Consider the following 9,704-nt stretch of genomic DNA (forward strand, 5'->3'; position numbering starts at 1 on the left):
GAACCGCCGCCACGCGACGTCGTTCTACAAGGAGCTGGCGGAGAAGTCGGGCGGCTTCCACCTGAGCCTGGATCAGTCTGAAAGTCATACAGTGAGTGGGCCGCTAGGGTTTGACGCTTCCTTGCCCAGGAGTGTCCCCATGAAGCTGCGCACCCGGTCCATTCCGTCGTTGTCTCCGCCCAGAGCCGGTCTCCTTCTCAGGCCGCGAGTCCCGCCCGTACGCCTCCCCCAAACAACCTGAAGCGGCCTCTGGCGAACGACGCGGGGGCGCCTTCCGAGCGGCCTTCCAAGGAGAACTACGATGGCAACGTCGTGAGAGACGAGTACGCGAAGATGATCAAGGCCCTGGTGCCACCCGGCGCCGACCCAAAGGGCGTCGCGGCGGACCTGCTCAAGGCCTCCAGGAGCCAGGATGTCTTCCGCGACATGAAGACGCATTCCGGAGATGCCTCGAAGCTCCAGCACCACTTTCCGAACATCAAGACTCCGGCCCAGCAAAACGCCGCGGCCAAGTTCCTGGTGGCCACCCACCTTTCGGAAGAGCAGCGTGCCGGTGGTAGCTCCAAGCACGCCCGCGCCACGCTGGAGCTCGTCCGCAGCGGCAAGTCCACCTTTGAGCAGGGGTTCGGCAAGAAGCAGCCCACCTTCGGCATGGCGGACCGGGCGGACTACTACCGGAAGCACTACGACGTGGGGGAGGTGAAGAACGAGAAGAAGACTGACACGGCCGCCCCCCGCCATAAGGACAAGGTCGAGGACGCCTACTCCGACAGCAGTGACGGGGAGTAGCGCCGTGGTGTTGGGCGTGCTTGCGGGGACTCGAAGCATGCTTCCTGGAACACCATGTATTGCCGCGACGGCTGACGCCGGGTTGAAGCCTCTCGGTTCGCAACAGCGGCCCGCCCCGAACCTTCAGGGCGGGCCGCTGTGCCTCATCCGGCGAGCGTCAAGCTGGAGGCTCAGAGGACCGAGATGTAGTCCGACATGGTGTTGAACGGCGAGTTGATGGACGTGCTGTTGACCGGGGTAGGTGCAGGCTGGGGATTGAGCTGCGAAATCAGGCCTCCAGGACGCCGACGCTGTTAACCGAAGCGGAAGGCCATACGGACGCGAGCGCCAGGGTGAGCTCACGGACGGTCCTGCGCAGTCGGAGACCCCACGCATGTACTGAAACTCCATGCACGAGAACCGGGAGGTCCTCGGCTTGCCCACCGCAGTTGGCGAGGTGGGACGCATCGGGAAGGTCGGAGACCGTAATCCGATGACGTACGGGCAGAGGAAGTCGGACAGGCTCGTAGTACCGGTGAAGCCGTCGAACAACGCTCGCAGTCGAGCCACGGAGACGGTGGAGGGAAGGAGCCTGGCCAAGAGGAACGCGGGGGAGCAAAACAGGCCCCGGACACAGTGCCGGACACGCCTGTCCAGTGAGCTGCTTCGCGTGCGCCAAGCTGCAAGGAAGGACAAGAAGGCGAAGTTCACCGCGCTGCTACACCACGTCACACTCGAACGCCTCCGGACGTCGTTCGCGGCACTACGCCGCAACGCCGCGCCGGGAGTGGACGGCGTGACGTGGGAGACGTACGGCGCAGGGCTCGAAGAGAACCTTCGGGACCTGCACGCACGCCTCCACCGAGGAGCGTACCGGGCGAAGCCTTCACGCAGAACGTACATCCCCAAGGCGGAGGATGAAGACATTGGTGGACCGATGGCTTCCGAAAGCTCGTATCCAGCACCCCTGGCCTGAAGAGCGGTTCGACGTCACCACTCAAGGCAAGAGCCCAGTGCGTTAGCAGCGCCCGCTGGGATCTGTGCGGGGGGCGGCTCCACATCCTTCACGGGGGAAGAGCCGTCCCTACCGCGACCGAAGCGGGCGACGCTCACCGAGAACGCATCGGTCCTGACTGTAGGCCCGCTACAGCAGTCCGTCGAGCCAGGTGAGCTGCGCGTCAATCGTCTCCGCGATGACGCGAGGCTGATCCGACGTGCTCGGTTCGGTGTACGGGTTGCCAATCTCCTTGTGCTGCCACCTCACCCAGGTCTGCTTGTACCAGCCCCAGTCCAGGTGGGTGCCCGTCGAGGGGGGCGTGGTGCCCGCGTATCCTGAAAAGGCGCGGATGCCGGTGGCTGGCGCTACCTCCTGGCCCCCCACCACCTGATACAGGTGCAGTCGCTCGCGGCGGGGGAACTGGGCGGACAGGTTGGTGGCCCAGGCGCCGTAGAACGTGCCCCAGGGGCGCACGGGGTTGTTTATCTTGGTGTCGAACGTGCCCAGCTCGCCCTGGCTGTTCCTGCACACGCCATCGAACGACGACACGTAGATGTCGATGCCATCCAGCCCCGTGCTGGCACGGAGCGCCTGGGCGATGCGCATCACCAGACACCCGCCGCGCGAGCTCCCCGCCAGGTAGATGGACCGCGTCTCGGGCCGGACCTGGGCCTTGAGCCAGTGGACGAACCCGTTGACGATTCGCTGCTTCGTGTCGCTGTCGAACAGGTGATCGAAGTTGTTGTCGTTGACCACGGACAGGTGCGTCTTCCCCGGGGGAAACCAGCCCAGGGCATTCAGCTTCATGGCCAGGGAGCGGCCATCCAGGAGCACATTGGGGCAGGAGACGCCGTCACAGGACGCGTCCCAGTTGGAGGACTGGCCCGTCACTCCGCTGGCGTGGCCGCTGCTCGAGATTTTCTGCCCGGCGGTCATGAAGACAATGGCCTCGCGCACGCTCGGGGCCTCCACCTGGGCGATGCGGATGGCGTGGAGCGTGCTGTCGGAGGCGCCGGCCGCGCGGAACTGCTCGAAGCCCGGCGCCGCCTGGTAGCCGCCGGAGGCGTCCATGTAGACGACGCGCCGCGACACCACCGTCCGGCTGCTCCCGTTGGGATAGGACAGCGCCTGGGATTGTGAGTCCAGGTCCGCCTCGGGCTCCACCGGCAAGGCTTCGGGCTCTGGCGGAGCACAGCCGGCGAGTGCGCCGCCCAGCACCAGGGCGAGACCCGCCCAGAGGAGGATGTGACGAGGGAAGCCAGCGGTGTGGACCATGGAGTGCTCCTGGGCTCTGGAGTGGGCTGCGCGGAGCGCGGCCGGGGGCCCTCAGCTTAGGCCCGCCGCGAGTGCGGTTCCCAGGGTGAGCCGCGTCACGCCTCCCAGGGAGACCTTGTCTCCTGCTCGGCGGCGCTCCAGTTCGGCGAGGAGCTCCGCGGCTCGCCGGCGCACAGGGGGCTGCGTGAGTGGACCTCAGGGCCTGCCCAGCAGCTCCAGGGCGGAGGTGGTCAGCAGGGGGACGCCGGTGCGCAGCGCGCGCTCGCGGTCCTGCGCGTAGAGGGACGAGTGCGGGGAGGGCAGCGCCTCCTGCGTGCCCTTGGCCTCGGCGAAGCGCTTGGGCTCGGTGATGCCCAGCCCCCAAGTCACCGTGACAGGGCCGGTGCTACCCTCCCGGCATGTCCCACGTCGACTTTGTGCTCATTCGTGGCTGCGAGGCCACGGAAGAGGTGCGTCCAACACTCCAGAGGCACGGCATCACCGCGGGCCCGGAGCTGCACGAAAAGAAGAAGGTGGAGCAGGTGCTGCTGGACGCCCTGGGAGACTTTCCGGAGGCGCTCATCTGCGTGGTGTTCCAGGACACGTTCTGGGAATTCAAGCACGGCGTGTTCCTGGCCTTCGACAGCGGGCTCGACGAGGCGCAGGTCTCCTGGTCCTTGAAGGAGGATGAGCTGGCCGGGTTCGAGGTGCCGGAAGGGGAGGCGGCCCAGGTCCCGCTCTCCGTCGACGCGGACAGCCTGCTCTACCTCTTCGACTGCGAGGAGGCTGTTTCCGCCGAGGAGCAACTGCTGAGCCTGCCCATACTCTTCCGCGAGCTCCCGACGGCACAGCAGGTGTTGGTGCAAGTCGCCGCGGTGCTCAAACCCAAGCAGTTCCAGGTCCTCGTGGACATCGCCGGGCACTACTTCGTGGCCACGCTGGAGCGGAAGAAGGGGGTCACCCTGGCGCCGCTCTACCCCTGGGTGGAGGACGGCGAGGTGCGGAAGTGCATGCGCTCGGCGGTGGGCACTCCGGCGCCGGAGACCTTCGAGCCCTGTCCGAAGAGGGAGCGGGCCCGGGGCGGCTCGAAGCGGGACCCCCAGCGGCCCTTCACCACGGGCTCGCTGAGAGCGCGCCTGGACAGCGTCCAGGGCGCCTCCGTCATGAGCCGCGCCGAGTATGGCCACAGGACCTTCGTGGAGACTCCGGAGTCCTTCGCGCAGCTCGATGCCGCGCTGCGGACCCCGGAGAACGCGGGGCCCGGGTTCGCTCCGGTGCGGAGCGCGCTGTACCAGGTGCTGTTCACGTGCTGGCCGGAGAAGGCTCGGCCCCTGCTCTTCTCCGGGCTGGAAGCGGAAGAGGACGACGCGGTGCGAGGGCGGATCTACGCCTGCCTGTCGAAGGTGGAGGACCCGGCCGCGTACCACGCCCTGGCGCGGGGCATGAAGGTGGAGCCGCCCGGGGTGCTCGAGCGCCTGTCCCAGGTCATCTGGCGGCAGAAGGCCACGGTGGAGCTGCTGGTTCGCGAGTACCTCATCCCCGCATGGCCGGAGGACCGCGCGTTGGCGGACCGCCTCGTGAAGGTGCTGCGCGACGAATACGTGGAGATCCCGCACGCCTGGGTTGCCGAGGCGCCCGAGGAACTGCTGAAGCTGCTCGGCCCCGTCCTCGTGAAGTCCTGATCCATCCAGACGTCGAGGCCGCGGTGGATGTCTCATGTGAAAGGAGCACGCGATGTGGCCCCATGTCCTGCTGGCGGTGCTGAGCACGGAACAGCCCGATCCGGCGGCGCCGTCGCTGCCCGAGTTCGGGGAGGTCTCCTCCTTCACCGAGGTCACGGAGGGGTGGCGGGAGGACCCAGCCCTCGACCTGACCGAGGCGCTCCTCCGAAGTCATGATGGGGCCGTCTTCGCCACCGCCGATGGTGGAGCCTGCATCGACATCGGGAGATGGTGGAGCAAGGACTTGACGACGCAGAACTGGCTCTGGGCCTATTGTCCCGCGGCCCCTGACGGAGGTGTGACGTCCAGTCCCTGCCAGAAGCTGATCTCCCCCGTGACGCTCTTGTCCGTGCTTGGGGAGCGGTGTCCAGGCGCCGCTGAAGCCTTCGCCGAGTTGGAGGCGGCAAGCTGCCAGAAGGAGCCGATGGAACTCGAGCGCCTCCTGCGGCGGTCCTCTTCGATGAGGATTCACGTCCCGAAGGTGAAGGACAAGCAGCTCCAGGAGATCTGGCGCCTGCGCAACATCCGTCGGGGGCCGTTCCAGGAAGAGAAAATCGGTTGCGTGAGCTCTGTCACCTCGCCCGATGGGCGGGTACGCGTCTGGGGCATCAGCCGCGCCTACCGGGAAGCAGGGGTTGACCTCATCAGGGGCCGGGCGTACCTCCAATGGCTCACGCCAGAGGGGAAGCTCAGGCTCATCAGTAACGGGGCACGAGAGGAACTCCTGCTCGACTCGACCTTGGATGGAATCGTCCCGGTTCCCGGTAGACCCCACGAGTATCTGCTGACGGGATACGCCCCCCTGGGATTCAACTCTCTGCGCTTCGCGGAGGTCATCACGCTGGAGGGCGAGCGCCCGAGGCTGGCGAAGGGCCGGTTCCTCGTGAATGGACAGGAAGAGGACGTGCTCATCGTCACCGGAGGTGTGCCTGAGACCGGCAAGCCCCGTCACAGCCCGATCTACCGTCACTGGATCCGATTGAAGGACCACCACTTGTGGGGAGAACCGATTCCAGGGGAGGAACAGATGCTCCCCGCGCGGAAACCCTTCGTGATGGGAGAATGGACAGGAGCGGTCTTCGAGATGAAGGACGGGGGCTGGGCTCGGATGTTGAGCCTCCGAGGGGAGCGAATCATCCACCCGAGCAAACGCCGCGAGCCATCACGACCGTCCGAGCCCGAGGCAGGCCCGGCCGGCCAACAGCGCCCACGAAGCGCTTCTCCCTGAGCGCTGCACCTGGCGGGAGAGGTGCTGGGCGAGGAGTGTGCCGAAGGCGGGATTCGAACCCGCAACCTCCGCGTTCTGAGCGCGGCGCCTCTACCAGTTGGGCTACCCCGGCGGGGTGTGTCTTGGATTGGCTTTGAAGTCGGGATGACTGGATTCGAACCAGCGACCTTGCGCGCCCGAGGCGCACGCTCTCAACCAGGCTGAGCTACATCCCGATGTCTGGGGAAACCTTCGAGGGAGGACCCGGACACGACAAGGGCCGGGTCCCCTCTCGGGAACCCGGCCCTCGTCACGCCATCCCGGGTCACCGGGGGCGGGTGCGAGCGTCAGGTCCCGGGCGCACTGCCACGGAAGGATGCGGTGGCCAGCTCCAGGTTCTCCAGAGAGGTCACCTTCGTGGCGGGGCGCTGCGGGTCCAGCTCATTCAGGCTCTGCATGGGGCATCCCTCCTTTCTGGGGAGGAATGACGGGGCGATAATGCCGCTCCTGACACGCACCTCGCGGAGACACCCATGACGGAACTCGAGACCCTGGCTGCCTTCGAGCAGCACCTTCGCGAAGGCCGCAGCCTCTCCAACGTCATCCTCCAGGGGCTGGACCTGCGCGCGTGGGGCGACGCGCTGCTGAAGGCGGACCTCACCGGCACCGTCTTCCTGGGCTGTCTCCTGGAGCCCGCGACCCTGCAACAGGTCCTCGCGCGGGGCGCCATGGTGTTCCCGCCGTTCTCCGGGCTGCCGTACTGCCCGTACCGCGGCAGCCTCTACACGCCGGAGGAGCTGTACGCGGGCTTCGACCCGACCCGCCCGGACACCTACGCGGACACGCTGGACGCGCGCATCTACGCGCACTGGAACTCGCGCGGCGGGGCGCACCCGCCCTCCATCCTGGAGACCCTGGCGCAGCGGCTTCACGACCACGCCATCAGCGACGCGCTGGAGGAGGCGCTGCTGAACCAGGGCAGGCCCCGCCGGGTGGTGGCCATCATGGGGGGCCACTCCATGCTGCGGGGCCAGGAGGACTACCGCTCCGTGGCGGAGCTGGCCCGCTCGCTTTCGCGCCTGGGCTTCTTCCTGGTGAGCGGCGGCGGCCCGGGCGCCATGGAGGCCACGCACCTGGGCGCGTGGTTCGCCGCGCGGCCGGATGAAGAGCTGGACGCGGCGCTCGCGGTGCTGGCGCGGGCTCCGTCCTACAAGGACCGCGACTGGCTCTCGCGCGCCTTCGAGGTGCGTGCCACGTGGCCCCTGCGCGACGCGGCGGCGATGGGCGACAGCCTGGGCATCCCCACCTGGCTCTACGGCCACGAGCCGCCCAACCCCTTCGCCACGCGCATCGCGAAGTACTTCGCCAACAGCGTGCGCGAGGAGGGCCTGCTCACCATCGCGCGGGGTGGTGTCGTCTACTCACCCGGCAGCGCGGGCACCGTGCAGGAGATCTTCCAGGACGCCTGCCAGAACCACTACAACACCGTGGGCGTCATCAGCCCCATGCTCTTCCTGGGGCGCGAGTTCTGGACGAAGACGCGGCCCGTGTACCCGCTGCTGGAGCACCTGGCCCGGGGGCAGGAGTACTCGCGCCACCTGCTCCTCACGGACTCGCAGGAGGACATCGTCCAGGCGCTCGTGCGCTTCGACGAGGAGCGCGAGGCCCTGGCGCGGGCGGGCTGAGCGCGACGGCTCAGCCCTGACCCGCGACCGGGGTGACGGCGTTCAGGTTCACGAACGCGTCCCGCTTCACGCCGTGCTTGAGGAAGTCCTGCACCGCCCGCGCGAGCGTCGCGGCCAGCAGGCCCAGCAGGGGCAGGTGTTCGCCGCCCTCGCAGGTGGCCTGGCCCTGCGTGTCCTCGGCGTCGGGCGTGAAGCGTTCATCCCATCGCACCAGCCCGAACGTGCCGTCCGCGGCCACCGCGCCGTGCACCAGCGGCGTGCCCGTCTTCCGGGCGTGGTCGCTGAGCAACTGGCGGCTGTCCTGGTTGTCGAACGCGTCCACCAGCAGGTCCGCGCCCCTGCACAGCGCCTCCACGTTGTCGCGCGTGAGGCGCACGCCGAAGGACTCCGCCTTCACGCCGTGCAGGTTGTGCAACTGGAACTTCAGCGCCTCCGCCTTGTTCCTCCCGACGGACGGCTTCACGTAGGCCTGCGACAGCAGGTTCTTCGACTCCACGCGGTCGAAGTCGATGAACACCAGCGTCGCGTCCAGGTTGCGGCACAGCAGCGCCGCCGCGGACCCGATGGCCCCCACGCCACAGAAGACGATGCGCATGGTGGCCGCCCTCAGCACGCCCCGAAGGGCACCTTCGGGCGCAGGTAGATGCGCTCCTCGCCGTGCGCGCCCCGGAAGCGGTCCACGACGTAGTGCTGGAAGGCCTCGTCCCCCAAATGGAAGCGGTGCAGGCCCGGCACTCCGCCCGAGCGCACCAGCTCCACCGCGATGCGGCGCACGTCCGCGTCGCTGATGTGCCGCTCCAACTCCACCGGCACGTCCGCCGAGTGTCCGTCATAGGTGATGTTGAGCGTCGCCATGGTCGCGTGCCTCCAGGGAAGGGAACCCTGGCCCGGGACGACGCCCCCAGGTGCTTCCTGACAACCCGGCCAGTCAGGCGGGCCCCGAGGGTCACCTTCCAACCGGAGGATGCACAGTGTTGGGCTCACGGGAGGAGACGCATGGAGTCACCGCGAGCACCGCACCCCTGGAACGTCACGCCCACGGAGGCCGTGGCGCTGCAGAAGCGCCTGCGCGAGCAGCTCATCCTCGAGCCGCCTCCGGGCCTGCGCATCACCCGCCTGGCGGGCGCGGACATCTCCACGGAGAAGGGCAACGACACGGGCTATGGCGGCATGGTGGTGCTCGACGCACAGACGCTCCAGCCGGTGGCCCACGCCGTGGCCACGGCGCCGCTGACGTTCCCGTATGTCCCCGGCCTGCTGTCCTTCCGCGAGCTGCCGGTGCTGGCCGCCGTCTGGGAGCGGCTCACCGTCCGCCCGGACGTGCTCGTCTTCGACGGCCAGGGCACCGCGCACCCGCGGCGGCTGGGCATCGCCTGTCACGGCGGGCTGCTGTTCGACATCCCTTCCATCGGCTGCGCCAAGTCGCTGCTGGTGGGCACGCCCGGAAAGCTCGCGGAGCGGCGGGGCGCCACGTCCCCCATCACCCACAAGGGCGAGGTGGTGGGCATGGCGGTCCGCACCCGCGCGGGCGTCAGCCCCGTGTATGTGTCCCCCGGTCACCGCATGGACCTGGACACCGCCGTGGAGTGGGTGTTGAAGGCCAGCCCCCGCTACCGTGAGCCGGAGACGACGCGCCACGCGCACCGGCTGGTGAATGCCTTCCGCCGCGCGAGGGGCGAGGCCGCGGAACTGGAGGAGGGGAGTCCCGGATGAAACCCGTGGGGTTGATGCTGGTGGTGGCGGGCCTGGGGCTCGCCGTCGTGGGCCTGCTGGTGTGGGCCGGCGCCTTCTCCTGGTTCGGCCGGCTGCCCGGGGACATCCGCGTGGAGAGCGGCAACACGCGCATCTACGCGCCGCTGGCGTCCATGTTCGTCATCTCCGTGCTGCTGAGCCTGGGCGCCTGGGTGGTGCGCCGCCTCCTCTAGGCCCGAAGCCTGTCCACGGCTTGAGAAGGCGAGAACCCGGACGGGCCGCCCTTCCGGAGGCGCGCTGGAGAAACCTGTCCGACAGGAGGTCTGCGCGGAATAAGCAGTCCTACGAGCCGCATAGAGGTGGGGTGACATCGCAAGAAG

General features: G+C 68.3%; 11 protein-coding genes and 2 tRNA genes. 7 read left to right on the plus strand and 6 right to left on the minus strand.

Annotation, left to right across the window (positions count from 1 at the left end; all coding sequences use genetic code 11):
• The first annotated feature begins 312 nt into the window (after window positions 1-312).
• Both K8612_RS38410 and K8612_RS38415 read left to right on the plus strand, forming a co-directional pair.
• Window positions 313-789 carry a hypothetical protein gene (locus K8612_RS38410; RefSeq protein ID WP_223765885.1) on the plus strand — a complete coding sequence of 159 codons (477 nt, stop codon included), beginning with the start codon at window positions 313-315 and terminating at the stop codon, window positions 787-789.
• 388 nt (window positions 790-1,177) lie between these two features.
• Window positions 1,178-1,744 (plus strand): hypothetical protein, encoded by a 567-nt coding sequence (locus K8612_RS38415; protein ID WP_223765886.1) that lies wholly within the window; start codon window positions 1,178-1,180, stop codon window positions 1,742-1,744.
• Window positions 1,745-1,912: 168 nt separating this feature from the next.
• On the opposite strand, the gene K8612_RS38420 is transcribed toward K8612_RS38415, so the two are convergent.
• Window positions 1,913-3,040 carry a hypothetical protein gene (locus tag K8612_RS38420; RefSeq protein ID WP_223765887.1) on the minus strand — a complete coding sequence of 376 codons (1,128 nt, stop codon included), beginning with the start codon at window positions 3,038-3,040 and terminating at the stop codon, window positions 1,913-1,915.
• Between the two features lie 195 nt (window positions 3,041-3,235).
• Window positions 3,236-3,409 carry a hypothetical protein gene (locus K8612_RS38425; protein ID WP_223765888.1) on the minus strand — a complete coding sequence of 58 codons (174 nt, stop codon included), beginning with the start codon at window positions 3,407-3,409 and terminating at the stop codon, window positions 3,236-3,238.
• Window positions 3,410-3,438: 29 nt separating this feature from the next.
• Between K8612_RS38425 and K8612_RS38430 the strand changes: the two genes are divergently transcribed.
• Together K8612_RS38430 and K8612_RS38435 are read left to right on the plus strand one after the other, a co-directional pair.
• The gene (locus K8612_RS38430; protein WP_223765889.1) at window positions 3,439-4,701 is read left to right on the plus strand and encodes a hypothetical protein; all 1,263 of its coding nucleotides are present in this window, start codon (window positions 3,439-3,441) and stop codon (window positions 4,699-4,701) included.
• Window positions 4,702-4,753: 52 nt separating this feature from the next.
• A complete protein-coding gene (locus tag K8612_RS38435; protein WP_223765890.1) occupies window positions 4,754-5,968 on the plus strand; it encodes a hypothetical protein in 1,215 nt (404 codons plus the stop codon).
• A 38-nt stretch (window positions 5,969-6,006) separates the two neighbouring features.
• Here K8612_RS38435 and K8612_RS38440 read toward each other — a convergent pair.
• Window positions 6,007-6,080, minus strand: a tRNA-Leu gene (locus K8612_RS38440).
• A gap of 27 nt (window positions 6,081-6,107) precedes the next feature.
• Window positions 6,108-6,183, minus strand: a tRNA-Pro gene (locus K8612_RS38445).
• A gap of 297 nt (window positions 6,184-6,480) precedes the next feature.
• On the opposite strand from K8612_RS38445, the gene K8612_RS38450 reads away from it, so the two are divergent.
• On the plus strand, window positions 6,481-7,632 hold the full coding sequence (locus tag K8612_RS38450) for an LOG family protein (protein WP_223765891.1): 1,152 nt from the start codon (window positions 6,481-6,483) through the stop codon (window positions 7,630-7,632).
• A 10-nt stretch (window positions 7,633-7,642) separates the two neighbouring features.
• Here K8612_RS38450 and K8612_RS38455 read toward each other — a convergent pair whose 3' ends face one another.
• Entirely contained in the window at window positions 7,643-8,227 is a 585-nt protein-coding gene (locus tag K8612_RS38455; RefSeq protein ID WP_223765892.1) for a ThiF family adenylyltransferase, read from the minus strand.
• Between the two features lie 11 nt (window positions 8,228-8,238).
• On the minus strand, window positions 8,239-8,487 hold the full coding sequence (locus tag K8612_RS38460; protein WP_206798963.1) for a hypothetical protein: 249 nt from the start codon (window positions 8,485-8,487) through the stop codon (window positions 8,239-8,241).
• A gap of 141 nt (window positions 8,488-8,628) precedes the next feature.
• Here K8612_RS38460 and nfi point away from each other — a divergent pair, with 141 nt between their 5' ends.
• A complete protein-coding gene (gene nfi / locus K8612_RS38465; RefSeq protein WP_223744897.1) occupies window positions 8,629-9,345 on the plus strand; it encodes a deoxyribonuclease V in 717 nt (238 codons plus the stop codon).
• The gene (locus tag K8612_RS38470) at window positions 9,342-9,557 is read left to right on the plus strand and encodes a DUF2905 domain-containing protein (protein ID WP_223744898.1); all 216 of its coding nucleotides are present in this window, start codon (window positions 9,342-9,344) and stop codon (window positions 9,555-9,557) included. Before nfi ends, K8612_RS38470 begins: the two co-directional genes overlap by 4 nt.
• The last annotated feature ends 147 nt before the right edge of the window (window positions 9,558-9,704 follow it).

Source organism: Corallococcus sp. AS-1-6, assembly GCF_020037015.1.
Classification (GTDB): Bacteria; Myxococcota; Myxococcia; order Myxococcales; family Myxococcaceae; genus Corallococcus.

What these genes read in the sequence shown, in the direction of transcription:
- K8612_RS38415 (WP_223765886.1), top strand. Translation starts at nt 1,178, where the DNA reads ATGCACGAGAACCGGGAGGTCCTCGGCTTGCCCACCGCAGTTGGCGAG.
- K8612_RS38420 (WP_223765887.1), bottom strand. Translation starts at nt 3,040, where the DNA reads ATGGTCCACACCGCTGGCTTCCCTCGTCACATCCTCCTCTGGGCGGGT.
- K8612_RS38430 (WP_223765889.1), top strand. Translation starts at nt 3,439, where the DNA reads ATGTCCCACGTCGACTTTGTGCTCATTCGTGGCTGCGAGGCCACGGAA.
- K8612_RS38435 (WP_223765890.1), top strand. Translation starts at nt 4,754, where the DNA reads ATGTGGCCCCATGTCCTGCTGGCGGTGCTGAGCACGGAACAGCCCGAT.
- K8612_RS38450 (WP_223765891.1), top strand. Translation starts at nt 6,481, where the DNA reads ATGACGGAACTCGAGACCCTGGCTGCCTTCGAGCAGCACCTTCGCGAA.
- K8612_RS38455 (WP_223765892.1), bottom strand. Translation starts at nt 8,227, where the DNA reads ATGCGCATCGTCTTCTGTGGCGTGGGGGCCATCGGGTCCGCGGCGGCG.
- K8612_RS38460 (WP_206798963.1), bottom strand. Translation starts at nt 8,487, where the DNA reads ATGGCGACGCTCAACATCACCTATGACGGACACTCGGCGGACGTGCCG.
- nfi (WP_223744897.1), top strand. Translation starts at nt 8,629, where the DNA reads ATGGAGTCACCGCGAGCACCGCACCCCTGGAACGTCACGCCCACGGAG.
- K8612_RS38470 (WP_223744898.1), top strand. Translation starts at nt 9,342, where the DNA reads ATGAAACCCGTGGGGTTGATGCTGGTGGTGGCGGGCCTGGGGCTCGCC.